Raw genomic sequence first — 24,530 nt, forward strand, 5'->3', positions numbered from 1 at the left:
TGATTAGAACGTTGCCGTCAGCTGGAACTCCGTCTGACGAGGAGCGCCCTGCGAGAACGTTCCTACACCGCGGTACGTACGCTGTGCCGACTGGGTTGCGAAGTTATTCGGACCAGTGACAAAGCTCGCACCACCCGAACCGCTGTTAATAGCTCCACCCGCAGTGGTTGTGTTCTGCAGAGTTCCGGTATAGGAGCTAAAGTTGCTGAAGTTTGCAATGTTGTAGAAGGCAATCTTCGGCGTAAGGCTCAGGCCCTCGTGCAACTTGTTAAACCGGAACGGGTAGGAGAAGTTCACGTCCAGCGAACGGAACATCGGGTTGTTGTTAGCTGTTCCCGTAGGAAGCTGAGCCACAGGCTGAATAACACCCTTCAGCGTTGTGAGCTGCGACAGTGTCATCAGGCCGGAGTTAATCACCTGCTGGCCGGCCGGAGTTACCTTTCCTGCGTAGCTACCGTTGTAGTTGGTGATGAAGCTGCCAAGCGTATTCGCCTTGACGCGATGCATGTAATCACCCTGCACCGTACCAGGAGCGAGATCGCCCGTCGTTCCGTCACCCGTCAGATCGGTCGTGAAAATGTTTCCTGCGGCAAGGCTCGAATCCAGAATCAGATTCGATGGGATCGCCGAGAAGAAGTGACCGATAAGACCAATTTCCGGGCCATACTTCGGCTTGATGTTGCCACCGAAGGAAAGCTGGTGCTTACGATCAAGTGTGTTGCGGCCGATGTACTGGTTCGGGTTGTCGTAATCCCAGGCGCCGGTTCCAAAGAACTCGTCGTTGGAGGTCATGTTCGACACAACACGGGACAGGTTATAGGAGACCTGGATGTTGCTACGGTCGATACCCTTCATCGGGTGCGAAGCCGCCTGACGATATACAACCTGCAGAGCATCGTAGCCCGAACGTCCCGCGGGGCGGATAACCGTGCCGCGGCCTAGATCAGGATTTACACCCGGGAATGCTGCCGGCGTCGAACGTCCCTGGACCTTGTAGTTGTTGTAGCTCGTGTATGCGTCACCATCGAGTCCCTGGCTGGCGAAGGAGTTGATTGCAAACGAGGGATTGTTGTTGATGAGGCACTGCACGACTGCAACGGATGTGGCAGCGGTCGCCGTACCGCAGGCGCCCTTCGTGGTAGATAGAGCGGAGAGGCGGTTGATCGCCGCAAGTGCATTTGCCTGGCTGAAGGTACGCGCCGCACCTGTGTGATTCAGGTCGATGGACTGACCGATGCGCCACGTCATGTTGTGGACATAGTCAGCGCTCAGAACCGCACCCTTGAACAGTTCACGCTGTAGACCGAAGTTCCACTGTTCTGAAACCGGCTGCTTGTAGGTCGGCGCATACAGGCCCGAAGCATTCAGGGTGTTGCCAAGGTATCCGCTGTTCACGACATTCGGGTTGGCCTTAGCCACAGCCTGATAGCTCTTCTGCAGCGCAGCGAACTGCGGAGCAGACTGAGCGATCGTGCGCTGGAGGCAGAGCGTCTGCAGAGGCGTTCCGTCAGGAGACGTGGTCACGACGCTGCTGTCCGGGAAGAGAACCGACGTCGACGCACAGGCAGACGCGGGGTTGTACGACTGAACCGTCTTCAAGAGACCGGCTGCAGCGTTACCGCTGCTGTTGAATACAACGCTCTCGTAGTAGAGACCAAAACCGGCACGCAGCACCGTCTTGTGGTTGCCCGGAGCATATACCAATCCGACCTGAGGCCCTAAGTTGTTATACGGTTGGCGTACATGACTTGCGGTGTAGCTCGGATCAAAGAGGCTGAGCAACGGGGTCGTGGACGCCTTGCCTGAGCAGACGTAGTTGGCGGTAGCCGTCATATCGGCGCAAGTGGGCAACGCGAAGCTGTTGTTCTGACGGTTGGTATCCACGCTGTAGCGGAGAGCAGCAGTCACGGTGAAGCTGGGCGTAACCTTCCAGGCATCCGCAACGTAGAACCCGTAGCGCCAAGCAGGTGAACCGCCACCAGGCAGGCCAAATCCCGCAACGTTGTTGCCATAACCGTTGCCCGTGGCAATCGTCGCAGAGCTGGTGTTGTAACCATTCAGCGGATCACCCGGACAAGCGGGCGCTCCGACTACGCCGCTGCAACCAAGGCCAAGTGGATTGGTAGCATTCACCGTGCCAGAAAGCAGATTGCTCGCGGTCGGGTTCAAACGGGGAGCCAAACCATAGAAGGCAGCATAGCCGCCACCCTGCAAACGGTTCAAAGAGCCGCCGAAACGGATATTGTGGGTACCGCGTGTGTAGCTGCCGTCATAACGAAGCTGCTTATCAGACTGGAACGTTGCCTGCGGAGCGTTCGAGTTTGGTCCGAAGTAGAGCTGGTTGGTGTAGTTGTAAGCAACCGGACCATTCGCCGTGACCAGGGGGTTGTAGCCCGAAGAGGCGCTGCCATCTGTGATGAGGTTGTGAAACTTCTCATACGAGCCACGGAACGAGTGCGTGAAGCGGCCCTTCGAGAAGTCAGCACCAAAGGCCATGCCGTACGTATTATCGCGATTCGGATACGCAGCAAAGCGGGTCGTTCCGCCTGCAGTGGTCGTCGAATCTACGTTGTAGTTGCCACGAGCGAAGTAATGACCGCCGAACGGGCCTGAGTAGTCCAGGCGCACAGTCGAATACGTCTGGCGATACGGCGTCCCTACGGTGGGGTGCTGTGCGGCAAGGGTCGAAGACTGTCCTACCGGGTTAGCACCAGCGGTGTTGAAAACAGTTCCCAGGTTGGATGGCGATGCGCTGTTCTGCTGAATGCGCTCCGCATTGCCAAAGGCGAAAAGCTTGTCCTTGATGATCGGGAAGCCAATGCTGCCGCCGTACTGATTGCGCTGAAAATACGGCGCAATGTGGTTGCCATTGGCATCTGCGGTGGAGTTCGGGTTCGCATCCAGAGCTCGCTGATCCTGGAAGATGTAGAACGCTTCGCCGTGGATTGAGTTCGTGCCCGAGCGGGTCGATACGTTCACAGCACCCTGCGAGGTAACTTCACCGGCAGCGTCCTGCGTGGAGCGGTTCAGTTGGAACTCGTTGATAGCGCCCTGGGACACGTTGAAGATCGTGGTTCCCACGGTTTCGTCCGTAATGTCGGCGCCGTCGAGGAGGATACGGGTGGTACGGCCCGAAGTGCCGTTCACCGCAATGCCCGTGTAGCCCGACTTCGTTGGATCGAAGGTGTTACCGTTCTGCAGCTGTACACCCGGTTCAATCTGAGCCAGATCCAAGAAGTTACGGCCGTTTACAGGAAGGTTTGCAATCTGCTCGCGGGTGATAACGTCTGCCACGCCAGCCTGGTCGGTGTTGACCTGAACCTCGCCAGCGGTAACTTCAATGGTTTCAGAGTTCTGACCAACCTGTAGCTTGAAGCTTCCTGGGGTGGCGGTGCCGGTCAGGATGCGGGTCTTAACTTCAAGCTGCTGGAAGCCTGAAGCAACGACCGTAACGGTGTAGTCGCCAGGATTCAGCGGACCGATGCTATAGAAACCAGCCTTATCGGTGGTCAAGTTCCTGGTCGTTCCCTGATCAAGGCTCTTAATCGTGATATTGGCATCCGAAACTGCTGCACCGGATGCGTCTGTGATGGTTCCCTGGATAGCACCGCCGTTTACCGAAACGGCCTGGCCGTGAGCAGCAACGCTGACCAACGCCAGCGGTGCGACGAGCAGAAATTTCTTCATTTTTGTACTGCCTCCTGAACACGCGGGGCCGATGGGGGCAAAATCACCGCATGATGTACAGCAAAAAGGGAATCTCGCTAAAGGCACAGACAAACGGCCTGCAGCGAGATCTATTTATTCTTTGTTTGCGTTAGATTGCCCTACATTTTCCGCTGTGTCAACGCCAAGAAACGCCGCTTTTTCACTTTTGTCACTTTTCCTTTACTGTGCAGAAATATTTGATCCGGAACTCCGTCTAAAACGGCTCTTTGGGAACATGTCCAAGAAAGGCTGTGTAAAGCCTTGGAAGCGAAAAGGCGGCGAACAAAACGGTAAACTGGACTCATGGATTTGGCCGATCCATTTTTGAATCCTCGGTTGAGCGATCTTCCTGATCGCTTTGGATTCCTGCATGTGGACTTGAACAGTTTCTTTGCCTCTGTGGAGCAGGAGCTGCATCCGGAATATCGCGATCGCCCGATAGCCGTTGTCCCCACCTTTGCGGATACTACGGTTGCCATCGCAGCCAGCTATGAAGCGAAGGCTCTGGGCATCAAGACCGGCACTCGGGTCGTTGATATGAAACGCCTTTGCCCTGACATCATTCTGGTGGAGGGCGATCACTCCAACTACGCCGCGTTCTCCCACAGGATTCATGACGCTGTCGAGCGTGTTTGTCCGGTCGCACACGTGCCTTCCATCGATGAAGTGGTATGCCAGTTAATCGGCCGTGAACAAGAACCACCGCGCGCTCGTCAGATCGCCTTGGGTATCAAACAAGCCATCCGTGATGATGTAGGCCAAACACTTCGTTGCTCCATTGGCATGGCACCCAACCGTTACCTAGCAAAGATTGCCAGCGATATGCAGAAGCCCGATGGCCTTATCGGCCTATTGCCGTCGCAACTTCCCCGTGCACTTGTTCATCTGGAACTCCGCGATCTTCCCGGCGTGGGTGCGCGTACGGAGCAGATGCTTCATGGCAAAGGCATCACCACCATGGCGCAGTTGCTGGATCTAAACCGCGAGGAGATGCACAAGCTGTGGAACTCAGTCTGGGGTGATCGGCTGTACCACTGGCTACGCGGACATAATACGGGAGACGATGGCGCGCCTCTGCCCCGCGAAATGCAGAAGTCTCTGGGACACTCCCACGTGCTGGGGCCGGAGCACCGCAACTTACAGGGATCGTGGGCGATTGCACATAAGCTACTGCACAAAGCGGCCATGCGGCTGCGAATGGAAAAGATGTGTACTGCTTCGCTCACGCTGACGATCCGTTACCAACTCACGCGTGAACAGGCGGAGCAAAAGAATAAGGTCCGCCATCATCAAAGCGGCATTAAGCACGATGGCTGGGGCATGGAAGCACGCTTTCCTACCTGCCAGGACACGCTCACACTGTTGGAGATACTGCAGAAGTTGTGGCAGCAACAGCCCACTGGCCCCGAGTATCAACGTCCCTTTTTCATCGGCGTTACATTGGGTCGTTTGATTAACGAAGACGAACAACAGCCCACGCTCTTCGCAGATCCAGACAATCGCAATCAGCTCAGTCGCACTCTAGACAAGCTGAATCAGAAATACGGCCACACCACGCTGCACTTTGCAGGCATGTTGCCGGCACGCGAAAGCGCGCCCACGCGCATCGCCTTCACGCAGATCCCAGTTCAATACGGCAAAGATTACATCTAGCTCGTAATTGCAGTAGCCTCATGCTCAGACATGAAGCGCCTTCTCACATTGCTCTCTGCCATTCTTGTTTCCATGCCCTGCTTTGCGCAGGCCACGGCGAATCTTTCGTCGCAGGGCTATTATGCCGATCCAGAGATTCGCATCTTCGATCATCAGTATTGGATCTATCCAACTTCTTCCAACGTTGGCGAGCAAAGTGACGAGAGTCACTTCAACACTCAGCAGAGCGAACTGCGCAAGCAGCACGTAGTTCACAAGGCATACCTTTCGCAGACATCCCTGGATGCGTTTTCATCGCCAGACTTGGTGCATTGGACCAAGCATCCTCATGTTCTTAGCGTGACGAACGTATCGTGGGCCGCATATGCGGTGTGGGCGCCCTCTGCGATCTATCGCAACGGCAAGTACTATCTCTTCTTCGCAGCGAATGACATTCAGAAGACCGACACATTTCCCGGTGGTATTGGAGTTGCAGTAAGCAACAAGCCTGGTGGCCCGTTCAAAGATGCGCTGGGCAAGCCGCTCATTGGCGCATTCCAGAACGGTGCGCAACCCATCGACCCCATGGCTTTTCAGGATGAAGATGGCTCTGTGTATCTCTATTACGGTGGACAGGGTCACTGCAATGTAGCGAAGCTATCCGGTGATCTAACGCATGTCATTCCCATGTCCGATGGCACGCTCTACAAAGAGATCACGCCTGCTCACTACACAGAAGGTCCGTTCATGATCAAACGCAACGGCGTCTATTACTTCATGTGGTCCGAGGGCGATTGGGGCAACAGTACCTACGGCGTTGCTTACGCAAAGAGCACGAGTCCCACTGGCCCTTTCACACCTGCAAGGAAAATCCTTTACACCGATCCTGCAATTGCGAATGGGCCTGGACATCATTCCGTTGTTCGTATTCCGAACACGGACGATTGGTACATCGTCTATCATCGCCATCCTCTTGACGCCGCTGATCGCAATCAACGCGTGATGGCAATCGACCCTCTGCGCTTCGACAGGAACGGGAACATTGAATCCGTAATCATGAGCAAGGACGGTCCCGGCCCAGTTCCCATTGCCCATAAAACTGCCAACATACCTTAATCCACACTTAATAGATGTCACGATCTTGTCTCTCAGGAGGGCCAGAAGACGCAGGATCATTTTCCCAATAAAGACACTTGATCTTTTCTGAAACGCACTCCTATGATGCCCGGCACGCGCGCGCTCCCTACGCGCTGTGAGGCCAAATATGAACGTTGTACGCAAAAACCCTGTGGGCAAGGGGTTCATGAAGACGAGTCGTGGCAGGAATTGGAACCTGTCCATCGTGCGCATTGTTCTTCTTGCACTGTGCGCCGCTGCAATGTCGTTGCCGGGATGGGCGCAGGACACAACTGCCACCATTCTGGGTAATGTAACGGACCCAAGTGGCGCGTCCGTTCCCAAGGCACAAGTCACCGTCACCAACACTCAGACCAACGTCTCCGTTGTTACTGAAACCACGGAATCCGGCGCGTACACCGTTCCGAATCTGAATCCCGGCACTTACTCCATCACAATCAAGATGCAGGGGTTCCAAACGGCGAGCCTCCCAAACCTTGCCGTCTCTGCAGGCGACCGACGTCGCGCAGACGCTGGATTGGCCATTGGCGCTGCCAGTGAAACTGTTGAGATCACAACGACAGCTCCCGTTCTACAGACAGATAGCTCCACCATTGGTTCCAACGTGTCGCAACGTGCCGTACAGGATCTACCTCTTAATGGCCGCAATTACATCAACCTGGTGCAGATTACGCCTGGTGCGACAGAAGCCTCTCCCAACAGCATTAACAGCGGTACACGTCCTGATGATCGCCGTCCCAGTTCTTCCATCTCGATGAACGGGCAATCGGAAACCCTGAACGACCAGATGGTGGACGGTCTGGATAACAATGAGCGACTGATCGCCACCATCGGCGTTCGTCCCAGCATCGACTCCATTCAGGAAGTTCGCGTTGTCACCAACACATTCTCTGCAGACATTGGTCGTGCGGCCGGTGCTGTCGTCAACGTAATCACCAAGAGCGGCACGAATAGCTTTCACGGCACGCTGTATGAGTTCTTTCGCAACGATAAGCTGAATGCCTATCCTTACCAGTTCGGCGCTGCAAAGCCCGTCAATCCTGAACTCCGGCAGAATCAGTTTGGCGGTAGCCTCGGCGGTCCAATCTTCAAGAACAAAGCCTTCTTCCATGGTGATGCTGAGTTCTTCCGCCTGATTAAGGGTGGCCTACCCTCGCAACTCATCGTGCCTACGCTGTATCAGCAACAGCATCCCGGTGATTTTTCTGATGCGATTCCGGCGAGTGGCTGCGCCACAATTGCTGCCACTGTTGCCGACCCCACACAAACCCAGACCACCGGCTGCGTCTACGATCCCGATCCCACGCACGTCACAGGGCTCAATGGATATGCCGGCACGTCGATCTACCTACGCACACCTGTCCCGGGCAACAAAATCCCCACAGGCTTCATTGATCCGGCAGGGCTTTCTTACTTCAAGCTGTATCCTGCACCGAACAGTGGCTCCAATGGCTACGTAGGTGTCCGCAATCAGGAGCAGTACTCCACCGTGTACGACGTTCGCGTTGATTACCACTTCAACGACAGGAACCTGCTCTTCGCGAAGTACATCATCAATGACGTCTACACGGTATCGCCGGGCGCACTGCCCATTTCCAACGCGAACGGCTTTGCCGTGGATCCGCAGACAGGCAACGGGTTCGGCACATCACCGCAACTCGCAAGAAATGCGGCGCTAATCTACACGCACACCTTCACGCCCAACCTGCTCACCACGCTCGGCGCCGCATGGACCTACATCAACAATGCATCGTATCCACTGAACTATGGTGTCAATCCGAATTCGAAGTTCGGACAGGCAAACATCAATGTCAGTCAACTTACATCGAGTCTCGCAGTAGCCACACCCACAGGCCTGACAGGCCTCGGTGGCGGAGGTAACTTCGTTCCACTGCAGGACAAAGACAACACCTATCAGATCAATGGACAGGTGATCTACAACCGCGGCAATCACTCCTTCCGTATGGGTGCTACGCTCATTCGTCGCAAGGCAGCGAATATTCAGGACAACCAGGGTGAAGGCGGATGGACTTTCCGTACCGGCGGCCCCGGGCTATTGGAAGGCATCTTCTCGGCGGCCACGCGCAATAACAACTTGTATCCGCCGCACTACCAGACCTGGGAACCCAGTGCGTACTTTCAGGATGACTGGCATTTGGCCAGCAATCTAACGCTGAACCTTGGTTTGCGCTATGACGTGTTCACTCCCTTCACGGAGGAGAACAACCACATCTCCAACTTTGACCCGAACTGCGTTTGCATTATTCAAGCGGGTGTAAACGGGATCAGCAGAACAGCAGGTGTGCGCACCGATCTAACCAATGCGGCACCGCGCATCGGCTTTGCTTATAACCCACGCCCCAGCACCGTAGTTCGTGGCGGCTTTGGCTTAGCCTTCTTCGCCAGTAACTATGAATCGCCCACCAACCTAAAGAACACACCGAACATCTCCATCTACGGCAACTGTTCTTCATTCCAGGCAGCGGCTGGCACCAGCGGATGCAACACGGGCTTTACTCGCTTCGCGCAAGGTATGCCACTACCGAACCAAAACCCAAGCACTACCCCCAGCACCATGGTCGGCTCGATTCCAGCGGTTGTGGACAGGGGTATGGGTTCCGGTTATCTGGAGCAATTCAACCTTGTCATCCAGCAAGACTTCAAAGGCAACGTTCTTACAGTGGGTTATGTAGGAGCCCTGGGTCGTCATCTCTCCACTGGCTTCGACATCAACCGCGCACCACCGAATACATCCGGGAGCCAGACTCTGCGCCGCTGGTACTCCATAATGCCTGGCATCACCACGGTCTCTCAGACGCTTAGCTCAGGTGCATCGAGCTACCACTCGTTGCAGGCAACCTTTGAACGTCGCTTCAGCCACGGTCTGGGTTTCAGTGCAAGCAGCACATGGGCTCATCTGCTCGACAACGCACCAAACGTGAATGGGCAGAGCGGCAACGGTGTTGGCCAGGTACTGACATCGCAAAACTCTGATGACTACGGCAATGGCGATCTGGATACACGGGCCCGCATTGTGATCACCGGTAACTATGAACTGCCTTTCGGCAAGGGCACCAGCGGTTTCCGCAATATTGTGGAAGGTGGCTGGCACCTGAACGTACTCAACCTGTGGTCAACGGGTCTTCCCTTCACCATCCTCAACGCTTCCAACATCAGCAACACCAGCCCTGGCGGTTCCGCGGATCGTCCGAATGTTCTCAGCAATCCGTTCACAAACATTCAACGTCCCGCAGGGGGAAACGCAGTCAATCCTCAGTTCTTCTCTGCTGCTGCATTCGCGGCGCAGGCTTCTGGAACGATTGGCAACGAACATCGCAACCAATATCACGGTCCTCATTATCGCCACTGGGACATGTCTCTCTTTAAGGACTTCCCCGTATGGCGTGAAACCAAACTGCAGTTCCGTGCGGAAGCATTCAACATAGCGAACCAAACCAGCTTCTCCAACCCCACATCATCATTGGGCACAACGGCTACGTTTGGACAACTCACTTCTACGTTGCCTACGTATCTACCTCGCACTGTTCAGTTCGCGCTGAAGTACGAGTTCTAACAACACAACTGCAAATCAACATGGGCTTCGAGGAAATGTTCCTCGAAGCCCATCTCTTTGCAGCCCATTTCATCTCCCACTCAATCGCCGATAAGAAATCCGAAGCGTCAAATCGCTACAATGTCCGAATGCCTGACCGGACACAATGGCGCGCTGAGTTCCGTTCCATGTTGCAACTTGCATGGCCAGTAGTTCTTGCGGAACTCGGCTGGATGCTGCAAGGCATCGTTGACGTGATGATGGTGGGCCGCCTTGGCCCTGTTGCCATTGGATCTGTTGCACTGGGCAACGTGCTGTTCTATGCACCATCACTCTTTGGCCTTGGCCTGATGATGGGATTGGACACCGTTGTTTCGCATGCCTATGGACGCGGTGATTACGACGCATGCCATCGATGGCTCGCACAGGCTGTCTACATTGCATTGGTTGCTACACCTCTGTTGATGTTGGTTGCGTTTTGCGTTGGGCTTGCCCTTCCTCACTTTGGTGTCGCAGCAGAACTCATTGCCCCCACACTCACTTATCTGCATGTCTTGTTGCTCAGCACGTTGCCGCTGTTACTTTACGCAGCCGCACGACGTTATCTACAAGCAGTTGGCGAAGTGCGTGTGATCACACTGACCTTTCTTGCAGCGAACTTGCTGAACTGGGCCGGCAACGAAGTCCTCATCTACGGGCACTTCGGCATACCAGCAATGGGCGTTGCTGGATCGGCACTGTCCACGGTGTTCTCGCGCATTGTCATGGCCGCTTCGCTATTCGGATTCGCATGGCGTTATGAACGCAAGCGTGGCCACCCGTTGTTCGAACATTGGGCAAAACCGATAATGCGTGAGATACGCGAACTGCTGCGCCTTGGTCTGCCCGCAGCTGGACAGTTCGTACTGGAGGTCGGTGCATTCGGTGCAACCGCAGTGCTCGCAGGAACGTTATCGCCTGTTTCATTAGCCGCGCATGAGATTGCACTGAACTACGCGGCTCTCGCGTTCATGGTTCCTCTTGGGATCAGCTCCGCAGCCTCCATTGCTGTAGGCCATGCTGTGGGAGCAAAGGACTGGCCGAAGGCACGCCGATCCGGCATGTTTTCACTGCTTCTCGGCATCTGTTTCATGACTCTTGTGTCGCTAACATTCCTCAGTGTTCCACGCGCTCTCGTGTCCATGTACACACATGACGCCGCAGTCACGCGTACTGCCCTGCCGCTGTTTGTGGCTGCTGCTGCATTCGCCATCTTCGATGGCATACAGATTGTTTCCACCGGAGCCCTGCGCGGCTTAGGCGACACACGCACCGCATTATGGGCGCATCTGTGCAGCTATTACATTGTGGGTCTGCCACTGGGTGCGTTGCTCTGTTTCCACTTCCATCTTGGCGTGCTTGGACTTTGGATCGGACTCACCTGCGCGTTGATTACAGCGTCGATTGTCCTTCTCACTGCATGGCTTCGGCGAGCAACAAAAACGCCCGCCGAAGCGGGCGCATTGCCGTAAGTTTTCCTAACTACTTTTCCAGATCGCCCTTCGGGCAGCTCGCAGGCGCGTTGATCGGATTGCAACGTGCAACGACATTGTCTGGCAGCGCGACTACGAAATGCCCAGGCCACTTCGCGGGTTCTGATGCGAAGTAATCCGTGCTGATGATCTGTGCTCCGCTTCGAAAATCCTTATCGCGCACAGACGTGTCGTTCGTACGTGCCTGTTCCGTGTCGGCATCCGAACGAGTACGCACAAGCATTCCCTGCTTCGCCAACTCGTTCATGTGTTCTTCTGTGCCGGAGTTCTCTTCCGTGAAAGCAGCTTCCGGTGTGCCAGGTACTGCATTCGGAAAGATCACACGACCCTTCAGAGCAGGATGACCTTCAACGTAGACCGGTGTAAGCGCACGATTATCCAGCAAGAACAGGATCTTCCCGCGTGCCTGCTTCAGAGTGGGCCAGCCGTTATCCGCAATAGCCTCTGGCATAGTAGCGTGGGTGCCGCGTACCTGATCCGGTGTGATGAGTTTGTTCGCCGGCACGATGGATCGCAGTTCCGCGTCTAGTTCATCGAACACCGCAGGCGTGAACGGCTCAGGTGTCACTGCGCCTGGCAAGTCTGCATGCGGCTTTCCATATTTACCTTCAAGCAGGATGAAGATAGGAATGTGGTTGGGATGCGCATTCGACCACGTCAGCACAGTGTTGATGCACTCGCGCAGTGTGATGCAGCTGCTGTGCTGATCAATATCCTGCACATGCATCACTTTGAAGCCAGGCTTATCCATCTGCCCGTCGGTGTTATACGGCTCAGGCGGGAAGCCCATACCTTCAATCACCTTCGCAGCAGCAGGATGCGAATACAAGCCGCCCTTGCTGTCTGCATAGATGTCGATCTCGAGCTGACGCACACCGGCGTCAAGCTGTGTGGGGATTGGCTTGTGTTCATAATCCAACCCGCGCAGCGACTTCGGATTTTTCGCAGCCAGCAACGCCTTCACGCCTGGCGTCAGGCCAACGTGATAGCTGTTATGGCTGCCAATGATCTGAATCTGATTGATGCGCACAGCATCTTTCTGTGCGACGGCAGTGCCGCAGAACAGCAGCGCGAACGGAACAATAAGGGAACGAAACATGATTGAAGCTTCCTTCATGTGCAACAGGCTAGACGTTACGATAGGGCGTGGCGAAATGCGTCGACCATTCCACGCGGCTGCGGTCGAGCCACTCGATGTTACCGCTCTTCGCATCCGCACGAAAGATCATGAACGCGTTCGGATCGTAGCGCGTTGCTGCGGTGACAGTGTGCTGTGGTCCATAGGTGTGAGCGAAGTCCACCCACTTATGCCAATGCCCAGCAATCACGATCTGGATTGTGTCTTTGTATTTGCGAAGCAACGGATGTAGTCCAAAGTCCTTCACTTCAGTGGGCGCAACGAGCCACAGAGGATAGTGGATAAAGACGACCGCAGGTTTACGCGATGCCAGTTGTGCCTCAGCCCACTGCAACTGTTCTTCACCCAGCGAACCAAAACGCTTATCGCCTCCGGGTGCCCAGGTTGCACCTAGAAAATTGTTCAGCACCAAAAAGCGAAAGCCATTATGGTCAACCGAGGAATACGGATCAGACCTAAGCTTTTGCTTAATCAAGCGGTTAGACATTTCAATCGACACGCCAGGCTTTCCATGCTCGTCATAGTCATGATTGCCAAAGCCAAGATGCACTGGTGCATGAAAGCCGTCCATCAGCTTCCTTGCGATATCGATGCGCGTTTCGTTTTTGAAGTAGAAGTCGTAATCGGCTGACGGATAGTTGTGAAACACATCCCCCGGCACAAATACCTGCTCAACGGCACTGCCATCCTTAAACCGGATGCCGTTGATGGTCTCACGTGCCATCACCAGGCGGTCATTCGCCTTGAGGATACTTTCGTTGTCTTCGATGCCGTTTTCGCTACCGGGCTTGTAGAACTTATCGATTACATGGGAATCGCTAACCACGGCAAAGTGGAAGGGCTTACTTCCTTCTGCCGCAGAAGGTAACCAAGAAGGCGCAAGCGCCGCTCCCAAAGAAGCGGCGCTCATTGCGTTAAAGCTACGTCGAGACATTTTCATCAGAGACATCCTTAGAAAATGATCTTCGCCGCGAGCTGCAGTTGACGTGCTGGATATGCACTGGTGATTGTGCCGAAGCTGCTACCACCGAAGGTGCTGTTTGCTGCGGCGTAGTTGGTCTTGTTCAGCACGTTGAAGGCTTCTGCACGGAAGTCGAACTTCGATGCCTCGTTCCAGAGCGAGAATGCCTTGTGCAGACCAAGATCAGCCTGGTAGAAGCCATTCGTACGCCCAAGGTTACGTGAAGCGGTTCCCCACGGGCTTGTGGTGGGAATGGAGAACGCAGCGGAGTTAAATACACCCGTTACGGTGGTGGCTGTCTTGGTGCGCGAGCCATAGAGCGGCACGCCGACGTTGCGGTTCGGGCGATAGGTATACAGATCGGTTCCAAACAGCGACGATCCGCTGGAGAGCGAGTAGTTGATGTTGATCGGTGCACCGCTGGTCATGTTGTTGATCAGCGTGAGCTGCCATCCGCCCAACACTTCATCTACAAACTTATTCGCGTTGCTACCGAAGCGACGACCGCGACCATAAGGCAGGTCATACACCACAGAAAGCGTGTCTGCGAGCGGCTGATCGTAACCTGATGGGCCGTAGTCCATGCTCGGGTTCGCATAGTTCACACGGCTGTTGTCGCCATTCGAAGTCTCGAGGTGACCACCAGAGAGATCGAAGTCGCGGCTCCAGGTAAATGCGTTCAGCAGGTACAGACCAAGCTTCGTACGCTTCTCTACCTTGAACTGCATGGAGTTGTAGTTAGTGCTGCCACCACCCCACGCGATTTCGATATCGCCGAAGCCTTGCACTGGACGACGTGCTGCCAGGTTTCCGCAGGTGCTGCCAACGCAAGGTGTTGCCTGGTTGTAGTCCGCGAGGATCTGGAAGTGTGTACCCTTGTTGCCAACGTAGCTAAGATCCATCAGCCAACCGTTGCCCAACTGCTGCTGCACACCCAGGAAGTAGCTCTGCAGATAGCCGGTCTGGAAGTTCTTCGGGATGTAGCGTGATGTGACGTTAGCAGGATTGAAGTATGCCGCTGTCGTCAACACGTTGCTATAACCCTGCTGCGTCTGACGGAAGCATGCCGACTGCAACTGCGTATCGCTGGTGCAGAGCGCAGCAGCGGTCGGTGCTACCTGCGAGATGCTGGCGTTCACAACGTTCGGGCCGTTATACGTCAGGTTGTTTTCGCCACCAGCACGGTTCCACTGCGTGTAACCGATGCCATAACCACCGCGCATTACGGTCTTCGGCGACATCTGATACGCAAAGCCGAGACGTGGACCGAAGTTCTTCTTCGGCGTGTTTACCAGCGAGCGATCGTAGATGCTGCCGTTCTTTGCCTGTACCAGTGTCTTGGTTGCAGGATCGAAGTTCGCCAGCTTGTTGTCTCGTTCCCATTGCGGCGTGACGATTTCATAGCGCAGACCAGCGTTGACCGTAAGCTGCGGTGTGACCTTGATGTCGTCCTGCACATACATGAAGTTGTAGCGCTGACGCAGATTCACAATGGCATACGTTGTCAGCGAATACGACGAACGGTTGCCAAAGAGGAAGTCAGCCATGTTCTGTGCCTGTTGCAACTGCGACGACAGGCTGGGATTGCTGCCCGTCACCGTGGTGTTTACAGGGTTGCCGTTCTTTGAGTACTGACCAGCGTAGTTGTCCTGGCCATAGCTCGGATTGAAGTCGTTCAGTTCCGTGTGGATCTCCTGGAACTCATAACCAAACTTCACACTGTGCTTGCCCTTGACGATGGTGTAGTTCACCTTCGGATTGAAGACCATCGGGTTCTGGAACTGCGGATTCGATGACTGGTTGCCGAACTGCGAATAACCCGTGACAGACTGTGCATTCAGCGAACGCACAATGCGTGGGTCGGTCGGCAAACCGTCGGTGATACCGCTTTGTACCAGGATCGACTGCTGACCTACATTGACTGGGAACTTCTGGCCGATGTTGCGTGACCAGCCGAAACGCGCATCCAGCAACTGCGACGGTGTAACTGCCCAGGTGACGCCGCCCATAATGTTCTTGTTGCGGATGGTTACGTTGCCGTTGCTGTTACCACCCGCAATACCAGTGATGCCCGGCGGATCGTAAATGTAACCGCGGTGCTGGCTATAACGCGCGAAGATGGTCACCTTCTGGTTGAAGGTGTGATCCAGACGGAAGTCGCCCTTGTCGTCATTGATAATGCCGCGCGGAGCGATGACGAAGTTGTTGGACAGACCAGCCACATTGGTTGTGGGCAGAGCCGCGACGACGTTACGCGCAAACGTCGTCCACTGTGCCTGCGGAATCGAACCAAGGAACGTGCGACCCGTGATGGGATCCTGCAACGGAATTGCGTTGTTCGGATTGGAAGTGTCGTCGTTCAGATAGAACAGACCGTTCCGCTGATTGTTAGTAAGGATCGTGGACGCGGTCGATGCGTTGTTGAAGATCTGACGCACGCCTTCGTAGTCACCGAAGAAGAAGGTGTGATCCTTCCAGATGTAGCCGCCCAGTGTGCCACCAAACTGGTTGCGGATGAACTTGGGCTTGGTCTGTCCTGGAGCAAGGAAGGGACCAGTTGCGTTGAACATCGTGTTGCGGACGTAGTCCCATGCACGACCGTGGAACTGGTTGGTACCGCGACGAACCGCAGCATTGATCACAGCGCCAACCTGGCGGCCGAACTCTGCAGAGTAGTTATTGGTCTCGACACGGAACTCGTCTACTGCGTCTGGCGAGGGAGCGATGTTTTCGTTCGCGAAGCCCTGGTTCGACGTGCCGTAGTTGTTGTTATCCAGACCGTCCAGCAGGAAGTTGTTAAACGCGGAACGGATACCGTTCACGTTGAACGAAGCTTCACGGCTGCTGGTGGTGCCATTGTTTTCCAGTGCAGACTTACGAACACCAGTGGAGAGCAGGGTGAGATCGGCGTAAGAACGGCCGTTCAACGGCAGGTTCTCAACTTCACGCGTGCCAATGAGTTGGCTCTTCGAACTGTTCTCGGTTTCCAGCAGCGATGCGGCGGCAGTGACCTCAACCACGTCCGAAGCCGAACCAGGCTTCAGAGAGAGATCCACACGCTGACGGGCGTTGACGTTGAGCGAGAAGACACCGCTGTCAGAACGCGAGAAACCGCCGGCATCAGCCGTAACACGGTAGTCGCCGATCTTGACGCTGGGGAATTCGAACTTGCCCTCGCCATCGGCCTTACGGGTAACGGTCACGCTGGTTTCCACATTCGTCAGCGAAACGGTGGCATTCGGGATAGCCGCACCTGCACTGTCGCGGACATAACCAATCACGGCACCCGAATCAAACTGGGCCGCAGCGGGCAGAGACATTACAACAGCACTGGCCGCTAGAAGCGGAAGCATTACGATGCGATTTGGTCGCAAGTTGGAACTCCTGTATTTCCGGTTTGATCCAAGCCTCTCAGTTAGCGGTAACGGAACGGTTTCAGGAGTGTTACAAAACCATGAATGAAACCGCCCGAACTTTTACTAGGAGGGGGAAGGACCGTTTTCTGGATAGGCGACGTGTAAATATACCTGCCAGAAAGCGCCACACAGTCTAGCGCACAGAATGTAGAACTAGCATCTGTACTCCGAAATTCTTTGTTTACCGTCGAAGTACATTTGCTACAAGATGTCCCGTGTTCCACGCCACAGAAGACATCTGGCGTCCCGGTGTAGCCTTATGCTGCACATGAAGTTACGCAACGACAGGATTGACCCCGGCACCCAGCCTGCCACGGAACTCATCTTTGGTGAGTGGTACCCCGCCATGCGGTCCGAGGGGCTGCGGAGGGGGAAAACCACCACACTCCTGCTGTTGGGAGTTCCCCTCCTTGTAGGCCGGAAGAACGATGGTGGGATCTTTGCCATGCGGGATCTGTGTCCCCACCGGGGTATACCCCTGTCGGCGGGGTGGTTTGATGGGGAGACGGTCCAGTGCAAGTACCACGGGTGGCGGTTCGAGCCCTGTGGTGGACAGTGCGTCGAGATCCCGTCTCTTACCCAGATCGATACGCTGGAGCCTACCAAGATCTATGCGGGGGCTTATCCGTGCCGTGAGGTGGATGGTTACGCGTGGGTCTACCTGCCGGAAGCAGGTTCGGGGCGTATTACAGATGAGACGGTTCTGCCGCCTGTGCCCGAGGTGCCCAAGTTCTCCGGGAAGTATCGTAGTGCGCATCTGCAGGCTGACCTGCCATGCAATGTGGATCACGGCATCATTGGCCTGATGGATCCTGCGCATGGACCGTTCGTCCATCGGGCTTGGTGGTGGCGCAGTGCTGCATCCATCCATGAGAAGACCAAGCACTTCGAGCCCATTCCGGATGGATTCCGCATGGCATCGCACGCGCCCAGTAAGAACTCCGCACCATACAAGCTGCTTGGGGTTTATGGCAGCGATGTGACGACGACCATCGACTTCGTCCTGCCCAATCGCCGCTATGAGGTGATCCGTGCGGGTGAGAAGTGGTTTGCCTCACTGACTACGGTCACGCCGATCACGCCTTCCACCTGCCGTATTGATGTGATGGCGTGCTGGAACATCTTCTACAGTGTTCCGTTGGTGCCCATGATTGCCAGCTACTTCGGTGCCAAGTTCGTACAGCAGGATCAGGAGACGATGGTGGAACAGGCCGAAGGGCTGCGCTTCCGCCCTGCGATGATGCTGATCGACGACGCCGACAAGCCAGCGAAGTGGTACTTCGCCCTGAAGCAGCGGCGACTCACCGGCAAGGGCGAACATCCGCTGAGCGGGCCGGTCGATCTGCACTGGCGCAGCTAACTACTGGATTGTCACGGTCTTCACCTTCACTGGTGTGATAGGGCGGTTGTGGGCGTTGCGTGGGACTCGGGCTATGTCGTGGACTGCCTTTACCGTGGCTTCGTCGCACTGGCCGAAGATGGTGAACTTGTCGTTCAGGTTGGGTGATGGCGCGTCGGTGATGAACCAGCTTGTGTCGTTCTTGGTGGGTCCGCTGTTGGCCATGGCCAAGCGGCCTGGGCGATCGAAGGTCAGGTTCGGTGCGGTCTCGATGCTGTAGCTGAAGCCTGCGTCTTCGGCTCCGTTGGGATAGTCCTGCTGCTGCACCATGAAGTCCGGGATCACGCGGTTGATGTGAAGGCCGTTGTAATACGGCTTCTTTGTGGTGACGTGCGTTGTCGGGTTGGTCCACTCGCGTTTGCCTTCCGCTAGCTCCGTGAATGTGGCCACTGCGATTGGCGCCTGCTCTTTATAAAGCTTGCAGGTCAGGGTTCCGGCTGTGGTGTCTATGGTGGCGGTGGGGCCGGTGGGGTCTGGGGTGGGGATGTTGGAGGGTTGCGGCGGCACTGGCTGGGGCACTACCTTCTTGGGGTCCCACTCAGGAGCGACCGGAGGCATCGGCTCGCCGGGCTGCACGATGGTGAGCTTGTTGATGGCGATGGCCTTGGTGGTGCGGTTGCCCACTTCCAGCATGGCGTGGGAGATCTTCTCGGCCACGGCGACGCCTGCGTCATCGCACTGCCCGAAGATGGCTCCGCGATGTCCCTTGTCGAACTCGTCATCCGCGTGGAGCGTGATGACGTAGAAGGAGGAGTTGATCTCGCCTGCGTGCGTTGCCATGGCGAGCCGTCCCGGACGGTCGAAGGTGACTCCGGGGATCTTCTCCTCGGGGATGGAGCCGTTCGCATCGCCCTCGCCGCCGCCGTAACGGTCGCCTCCGCGGATACCGTCAGGAATACCGGCGATTGCGGTGCCGTCGTAGAACGGTGTGTTGTGGATGACCGTCAGGTTCAGATGGTCATGCCAGTCCTTCTTGCCTTCGGCCAGGTCGGTGAAGTTCTGGACGGTTTTGGGTGCCTGCTTGGCGTACAGACGGCAGGCGATGCGGCCCATCGAGGTGTCGAAGACAGCGGTTGGACCTGTGGGTTCCGGGCCGCGCGCCGCTGGTTTGTGCGCTTGCGCGTGCAGGCTGATGCTGGAAAGGCTGGCGAAGAGAACGAGGCCGAGAAACCGCATGTCTTCTGGAGTATCACAAACCTCTCGGATTGCTGAGAGCTGAGGGGTACCCCCTCCCCCTTGTTTTTCTAAAATCGTCTTTCTATTGGAGTTAACTTCGCGACTGCCTGCAAAATCGTCCTGGCAAAGGGGTTATGCGCAAAATCGTCTTAATAAAGGAGTTAACTTGCCAACCGGGCTTTCACTAGTGCCCCTGTTTCTATTTTAGAGATTTCAGGGAAATACCATGCCAACTCTATTTCCTTTGGTTTCTTAAATTTAAGTGGGCACGGGGGTTGACAGGTTTTTCATGGATGACGTTTCTGGTTTGCGTGGCATGATGGGGCAGTATCTCCAAGGAGTTCCGGATGAAGCTTCCCCTGCTGGTGCCGGTGTTGGCCTTGATCTGCAGTACAGGTATTTGTGCGGCGCAGTCCACGCCTGCGGATGAGGCCACCTTTCGCAAGTTGCAAAGCGACTGGGCAGAGGCGCGGAAGAACCAGGACGTTGCGTTTCTGGAGCGGTTCTATGCGACCGAGTTCACCGTTGGCGTGATGAACGGCAGCGAGAACACTCGCGAGCAGGACATCAGCGTGTTCCGCACCAAGATTCTGAAGCCCGCTGTTATTACGGATACCGAGATGGTGGTGCATCGCTACGGCGAAGCAGCGCTGGTGACGGGCGTGGAGCATCTGGAAGGTACGTACGCCGGGAACAGCGGCGCGTTCGACCTTCGGTTTGCAAACACATATGTGTATCGCGATGGCCGTTGGCAGATGGTGCGACACCAGGCCACGCCGATTGTGAAGCCCTAACCGACTAATCGAGCGAGTGCCTGCAAGCCGTTGGTGATGAAGCGGCCGTGGCCGGTAGCGATGGATTTCGGTTTGTAGTCCAGCAGGCGTTTTGCGGACGCGTCGGCCAATGGGCAATCCCATGTGCCGCCTTTTGGCAGTGGGAAGTACCAGGGCGGTGCGGTGACGAGGTGCAGACCGCCGACGCTCATGAGTGCATCGCCTGCGAAGAGTGTGCCGTCGCGTTCGTCGAGGAAGCAGAAGTGGCCCGGTGTGTGGCCGGGCGTGAAGATGCAGCGGAGTGAACCGAAAAGTTCACCGTCGGTAAGTGTGTGCGTGGGCCGCGTCTTTGCTCCGGGGAAGCTGCCCTTGGGCTTGTGCTGCGGCTCATCGGGACGCAGTGAAAGATCCTTGTGCAGAAACGGGGCTTCACGCTGCGAGATGGCCACGTCCACGGGTCCAAGTTGCGCGTGCAACTGATCGAGCGAGCCGATGTGGTCAAGATGTGCGTGTGTGAGCAGGATGCGGCGAATGCTGCCGCCGAGTTCTTGTGCGGACTGGATAATCTTTGCAGCCTGACCGCTGATGGTGCAGTCCACCAGCGTAAAGCCGTCGCTTTCGCGGACGAGGTAACAGTTGGAGATACCCAGGAATGTCAGTTGCGCCAGATCTTTGTGGATGCATGTGAGTTTCATGGGAGTATCAATGCTCCTCTCGTATTCGCTGCTTCTAAAACGGATGCACGGATGAGGCTGTGGTTGTTCAACGCGCAGCAGATTAACAGCTCTTTGTTGCAGGTGCGCTGCTGTCCGTAGAATCAAGACTACGGATTGATGATGGAAGAAAGTTTGCAAAATCGGATTGCCGTGGTGTTGGTGCGGGCGCGGAATCCGCTGAATATTGGCGCTGTTGCGCGCGCGATGAGCAACTTTGGATTTGCCGATCTGCGCGTGGTGAACGACTATGACGTTCCCTTTCAGGATGCGCGGTCCGCAATTGACGCTGCTCCTGTGCTGAATACGGCGCGCCAATTTGGCAGCGTTGCGGAAGCGGTTGCGGATTGCACTTTGGTTTACGGCACCACTGCTCTGGGTGAGCGCAGGCTGTTGCATCCGGTGGATATGTTGCGGGATGCGCAGACGCATGTTCGCGACGCAGTGACTACGGGTGGCCGTGCGGCTGTTTTATTTGGTTCGGAGAAGACGGGACTATCTGCTGATGAGATGAGCCATTGCCATCGGCTGTTGACGATTCCTATGAACACCAGCGGTGTCTCCATGAATCTGGGGCAGGCTGCTGCGGTGTGTCTTTATGAACTGATTCGTGAGAGCGCGACTCCGCAAAGACCTTTGCCACCGGAGGCGATGCCTGCGAATGCCGAGGAAATTGCGCGGATGGAAGCGGTGCTGGGCGAAGTGCTGGAGGAGAGCGGTTATGCGCATCGGTATCCGGCGAATATGCGTGAGGTGACGCATCGGCGGATGGTGCGGAGGATGACGCTGGACCGCGGCGATGTGGATGCGTGGATTGGTGTGCTGCGGCAGGTGTTGTGGAAGCTGCGCAAGGAATAGCGGAAGGCCGTATTCCTGAGTGTTCGGCGTGAGTTTGCTGTGTTTTTCGCAGTGTTGCGCTGATAGACTCCGTTGCATGAACCACACTTTGTATCGTTCCGCTGCCGCGCTGGCGCTCGGCTTTGCCGCTGTTGCTTCTGCGCAGCAAACCCTGACCGCTGCTGACTATGCTCGCGCGGAAAGTCGACTTGCTACCAAGACCGCGTCGCTGGTGGACCACGCTGTGACGCAGGTGACGTGGTTGAAGAATCCTTCCGCGCCGGAAGGCGGCGACCGATTCTGGTATCGCGATACGGCGAATGGCAACACGACCTTCATGCTGGTGGATGCGGCGAAGAACACGAAGGCGCCCGCGTTTGACCATGCGCTGATGGCGAATGCGCTGAATGCTGCGGGCATTCGGAATGCAAGCTCAACGAGCCTGCCGATCACCGATATCAGCTACGCCGACAGCAACAACACGATTGTTGTGGGTGTGCGTGGTGAGCGTTATCGCTGTGCGATGGCCGCGAGCTACACGTGCACCAAAGAAGCGATTCCACCTGCGCATCAGCAGGGTGCGCAGCCTGCCGTGAGCACGACCGGCACGGGCGGCAATGCAGGCATGAGCACGAATCCCGCGACGGCTGCGCCGCTGCGTCCGGGACGTGATGAAGCCGTGGTTTCGCCGGATGGCAAGAAGGCTGCGTTCATTCGCGATTGGAATCTGTGGGTGCGCGACATCTCTACGGGTGAAGAGAAGCCGCTGACCACGGATGGCGCTTACAACTACGGCTATGCAACGGATAACGCGGGATGGACGCACAGCAATCGTGCGGTGCTGGTGTGGTCGCCTGACTCGAAGAAGATTGCGACGTTTCAACAGGACCAGCGCAAGACGGGGATGATGTACCTGGTGAGCGCTGCGGTGGGCCATCCTACGCTGGATGCGTGGCCGTATCCGCTGCCGGGCGATAAAGACGTCACCATGATTGAGCGTGTGGTGATTGATGTGGATGCTGCGAAGGTCGTTCGACTGAAGATGCCTGCGGACCAGCATCGTTCGTCGTTGTGCGATGACATTAGCTGCCGTGGTGGTGGATGGGATGATGTGCAGTGGAGCGCCGATGCGAAGACACTGGCGTTTCTTTCCACGAGCCGCGATCATCGCACGGAAAACTTGCGCATGGCGGATGTGTCCACGGGCGATGTGCGCGATGTGATGAACGAAGTTGCGGCCACTTACTTTGAGAGCGGCAATGGCAAGGTGAACTGGAAGTATCTGTCGACGCGCAACGAGATTCTTTGGTTCAGCGAGCGTAACAACTGGGGAAATCTTTTCCTGTATGACGCAGGCACCGGAAAGCTGAAGCATGAAGTCACGAAGGGTGATTGGAATGTGACGCAGGTGTTGCGCGTGGATGAGAAGACGGGCGACATCTTCTTTGAGGGCGTGGGACGCGAGAAGGGTTGGGATCCGTATTACTCCGCTGTTTATCGCGGCAATCTGGATGGCAAGGGTGTGACGCTGCTGTCGCCGGAGCCGATGAATCATGCGGCAACCTTCAGCGAAGATGGCAAGTACTTCGTCGACGTGTTCAGCACGCCGCAGGTGCCGCAGACTACTGTGTTGCGCGATGCAACGGGTAAGACGATTGCCGAAGTTGCGAAGGCGGATATCACTCGGCTGAAGGCTACGGGATGGCAGGCGCCGATCAACATTACGGTGAAGGCTCGTGATGGCAAGACGGACCTGTATGGGTTGATGTTTAAGCCGTCGAACTTCGATGCAACGAAGAAGTATCCGATTGTGAACTACATCTATCCGGGGCCGCAGACGGGGTCGGTGGGATCACGCAGCTTTTCGGCGGCGCGTGGCGATAGCCCGGCGTTGGCGGAGTTGGGATTCATTGTGGTTTCCATCGACGGCATGGGAACACCGTGGCGCAGCAAGAAGTTTCATGATGCTTACTTTGGCGATATGGGCGACAACACGTTGCCGGACCAGGTGGCAGGCATGAAGGAGTTGGCTGCGAAGAACGCGTGGATCGACATTGATAAGGCCGGCATCTGGGGACACAGTGGTGGTGGATTTGCCACGGCGGATGCGATGTTCCGCTATCCGGATTTCTTCAAGGTGGGTTGGAGCGAGAGCGGCAACCACGAGAATCGGAACTATGAAGATGACTGGGCTGAGAAGTGGATTGGTCTGGATGACGCTGCGAACAAGAAGGCTTATGACGACGCAGCCAACGAAGCGCATGCAGCAAATCTGAAGGGCAAGCTGATGCTGGTGCACGGAACGATGGATGACAACGTTCCGCCGAACAACACGCTTGTGGTTGTGGACGCGTTGATGAAGGCGAACAAGGACTTTGATCTGCTGATGGTTCCGAATGCGCACCACGGCTATGCGGATCAGGCGTATTACATCATGCGTCGTCGTTGGGATTACTTTGTGAAGAACCTTGCGGGTGGCATGCCGCCGAAGGAGTATCCACTGGCAATGCCGCAGGCTCAGGCGGGACGTCGACGGTAGTCACAACTTAGATAGA

At 56.0% G+C, this 24,530-nt stretch carries 14 protein-coding genes; 8 read left to right on the forward strand and 6 right to left on the reverse strand.

Going from position 1 to position 24,530, the window contains the following annotated elements; all coding sequences use genetic code 11:
* Positions 1-3: 3 nt before the first annotated feature.
* Positions 4-3,687, reverse strand: coding sequence for a TonB-dependent receptor (locus BLT38_RS16030; RefSeq protein WP_083346092.1), 3,684 nt, complete (start codon positions 3,685-3,687; stop codon positions 4-6).
* A 324-nt stretch (positions 3,688-4,011) separates the two neighbouring features.
* Between BLT38_RS16030 and BLT38_RS16035 the strand changes: the two genes are divergently transcribed.
* The 4 genes from BLT38_RS16035 to BLT38_RS16050 all read left to right on the forward strand — a co-directional run bounded on the left by BLT38_RS16035 (position 4,012) and on the right by BLT38_RS16050 (position 11,541).
* The gene (locus BLT38_RS16035) at positions 4,012-5,361 is read left to right on the forward strand and encodes a DNA polymerase Y family protein (protein ID WP_083346093.1); all 1,350 of its coding nucleotides are present in this window, start codon (positions 4,012-4,014) and stop codon (positions 5,359-5,361) included.
* Positions 5,362-5,391: 30 nt separating this feature from the next.
* The gene (locus BLT38_RS16040) at positions 5,392-6,456 is read left to right on the forward strand and encodes a glycoside hydrolase family 43 protein (RefSeq protein ID WP_083346094.1); all 1,065 of its coding nucleotides are present in this window, start codon (positions 5,392-5,394) and stop codon (positions 6,454-6,456) included.
* Positions 6,457-6,643: 187 nt separating this feature from the next.
* Positions 6,644-10,051, forward strand: coding sequence for a TonB-dependent receptor (locus tag BLT38_RS16045; RefSeq protein ID WP_231966558.1), 3,408 nt, complete (start codon positions 6,644-6,646; stop codon positions 10,049-10,051).
* A gap of 128 nt (positions 10,052-10,179) precedes the next feature.
* Positions 10,180-11,541, forward strand: a complete 1,362-nt coding sequence (locus BLT38_RS16050) for an MATE family efflux transporter (RefSeq protein WP_083347135.1) — start codon at positions 10,180-10,182, stop codon at positions 11,539-11,541.
* 10 nt (positions 11,542-11,551) lie between these two features.
* Here the strand turns inward: BLT38_RS16050 and BLT38_RS16055 are convergent, their stop codons facing one another.
* Genes BLT38_RS16055 through BLT38_RS16065 form a run of 3 tightly spaced genes read right to left on the reverse strand, consistent with a single transcriptional unit; the run spans position 11,552 to position 17,035 of the window.
* Positions 11,552-12,661 carry a phosphatidylinositol-specific phospholipase C1-like protein gene (locus tag BLT38_RS16055; protein ID WP_156785165.1) on the reverse strand — a complete coding sequence of 370 codons (1,110 nt, stop codon included), beginning with the start codon at positions 12,659-12,661 and terminating at the stop codon, positions 11,552-11,554.
* A gap of 28 nt (positions 12,662-12,689) precedes the next feature.
* Positions 12,690-13,640 (reverse strand): metallophosphoesterase family protein, encoded by a 951-nt coding sequence (locus BLT38_RS16060; protein WP_231966559.1) that lies wholly within the window; start codon positions 13,638-13,640, stop codon positions 12,690-12,692.
* Between the two features lie 11 nt (positions 13,641-13,651).
* Complete coding sequence (locus BLT38_RS16065; RefSeq protein WP_231966560.1) at positions 13,652-17,035, reverse strand: TonB-dependent receptor; 3,384 nt, start codon at positions 17,033-17,035, stop codon at positions 13,652-13,654.
* 310 nt (positions 17,036-17,345) lie between these two features.
* Between BLT38_RS16065 and BLT38_RS16070 the strand changes: the two genes are divergently transcribed.
* On the forward strand, positions 17,346-18,437 hold the full coding sequence (locus BLT38_RS16070; protein ID WP_231966561.1) for a Rieske 2Fe-2S domain-containing protein: 1,092 nt from the start codon (positions 17,346-17,348) through the stop codon (positions 18,435-18,437).
* On the opposite strand, the gene BLT38_RS16075 is transcribed toward BLT38_RS16070, so the two are convergent.
* On the reverse strand, positions 18,438-19,652 hold the full coding sequence (locus BLT38_RS16075) for a peptidylprolyl isomerase (RefSeq protein WP_083346099.1): 1,215 nt from the start codon (positions 19,650-19,652) through the stop codon (positions 18,438-18,440). It abuts the gene before it with no gap.
* 347 nt (positions 19,653-19,999) lie between these two features.
* Between BLT38_RS16075 and BLT38_RS16080 the strand changes: the two genes are divergently transcribed.
* Positions 20,000-20,446: a nuclear transport factor 2 family protein gene (locus tag BLT38_RS16080; protein ID WP_083346100.1), complete on the forward strand. Its 447-nt coding sequence runs from the start codon at positions 20,000-20,002 to the stop codon at positions 20,444-20,446.
* Here BLT38_RS16080 and BLT38_RS16085 read toward each other — a convergent pair.
* Positions 20,443-21,120 carry an MBL fold metallo-hydrolase gene (locus BLT38_RS16085; RefSeq protein ID WP_083346101.1) on the reverse strand — a complete coding sequence of 226 codons (678 nt, stop codon included), beginning with the start codon at positions 21,118-21,120 and terminating at the stop codon, positions 20,443-20,445. The two genes, BLT38_RS16080 and BLT38_RS16085, sit on opposite strands and share 4 nt — an antisense overlap.
* 153 nt (positions 21,121-21,273) lie before the next feature.
* On the opposite strand from BLT38_RS16085, the gene BLT38_RS16090 reads away from it, so the two are divergent.
* Both BLT38_RS16090 and BLT38_RS16095 read left to right on the forward strand, forming a co-directional pair.
* Complete coding sequence (locus BLT38_RS16090; protein WP_231966563.1) at positions 21,274-21,996, forward strand: RNA methyltransferase; 723 nt, start codon at positions 21,274-21,276, stop codon at positions 21,994-21,996.
* Positions 21,997-22,072: 76 nt separating this feature from the next.
* A complete protein-coding gene (locus BLT38_RS16095; RefSeq protein ID WP_083346103.1) occupies positions 22,073-24,514 on the forward strand; it encodes a S9 family peptidase in 2,442 nt (813 codons plus the stop codon).
* The last annotated feature ends 16 nt before the right edge of the window (positions 24,515-24,530 follow it).

The organism is Terriglobus roseus (assembly GCF_900102185.1).
GTDB lineage: Bacteria > Acidobacteriota > Terriglobia > Terriglobales > Acidobacteriaceae > Terriglobus > Terriglobus roseus_A.

Coding starts and splice junctions, on each gene's coding strand:
- BLT38_RS16030 (WP_083346092.1), bottom strand. CDS start 3,687: ATGAAGAAATTTCTGCTCGTCGCACCGCTGGCGTTGGTCAGCGTTGCT.
- BLT38_RS16035 (WP_083346093.1), top strand. CDS start 4,012: ATGGATTTGGCCGATCCATTTTTGAATCCTCGGTTGAGCGATCTTCCT.
- BLT38_RS16040 (WP_083346094.1), top strand. CDS start 5,392: ATGAAGCGCCTTCTCACATTGCTCTCTGCCATTCTTGTTTCCATGCCC.
- BLT38_RS16045 (WP_231966558.1), top strand. CDS start 6,644: ATGAAGACGAGTCGTGGCAGGAATTGGAACCTGTCCATCGTGCGCATT.
- BLT38_RS16050 (WP_083347135.1), top strand. CDS start 10,180: ATGCCTGACCGGACACAATGGCGCGCTGAGTTCCGTTCCATGTTGCAA.
- BLT38_RS16055 (WP_156785165.1), bottom strand. CDS start 12,661: ATGTTTCGTTCCCTTATTGTTCCGTTCGCGCTGCTGTTCTGCGGCACT.
- BLT38_RS16060 (WP_231966559.1), bottom strand. CDS start 13,640: ATGAAAATGTCTCGACGTAGCTTTAACGCAATGAGCGCCGCTTCTTTG.
- BLT38_RS16070 (WP_231966561.1), top strand. CDS start 17,346: ATGAAGTTACGCAACGACAGGATTGACCCCGGCACCCAGCCTGCCACG.
- BLT38_RS16075 (WP_083346099.1), bottom strand. CDS start 19,652: ATGCGGTTTCTCGGCCTCGTTCTCTTCGCCAGCCTTTCCAGCATCAGC.
- BLT38_RS16080 (WP_083346100.1), top strand. CDS start 20,000: ATGAAGCTTCCCCTGCTGGTGCCGGTGTTGGCCTTGATCTGCAGTACA.
- BLT38_RS16085 (WP_083346101.1), bottom strand. CDS start 21,120: ATGAAACTCACATGCATCCACAAAGATCTGGCGCAACTGACATTCCTG.
- BLT38_RS16095 (WP_083346103.1), top strand. CDS start 22,073: ATGAACCACACTTTGTATCGTTCCGCTGCCGCGCTGGCGCTCGGCTTT.